This is a genomic window from Psychrobacter sp. 16-MNA-CIBAN-0192, assembly GCF_040309565.1.
Classification (GTDB): Bacteria; Pseudomonadota; Gammaproteobacteria; order Pseudomonadales; family Moraxellaceae; genus Psychrobacter.
Map to the genome: position 1 here is coordinate 1 of NZ_JBEOOX010000593.1, position 246 is coordinate 246.

At 39.4% G+C, this 246-nt stretch carries 1 protein-coding gene; it reads left to right on the forward strand.

What is annotated here, in order from left to right:
- On the forward strand, positions 1-246 hold a 246-nt coding region (locus AAEY78_RS14515), incomplete at both ends, for a protein translocase subunit SecF (protein WP_352340151.1).

Below are 246 nucleotides of genomic sequence, written 5' to 3' on the forward strand. Positions count from 1 at the left end.
GTTATTTAACTGAGTTTACAACCAGCCAAAGTGTTGAACTAAAAGAGCTTCAATCGTTTATTGCTAAAAATCACAACGGTGAGTTTGAGCTAACCGCGCAAGGTAATAGTCATTTTCAATTAAGAGAAGCGCCAAGTGCATCAACTACATCAACAACAGCTAATAGCCCTGATTGGCAAAGCGCCGTTACACAAAACGATGATATAAACGCACAGGTATTATCGTCAGCTTATATTGGCTCACAAG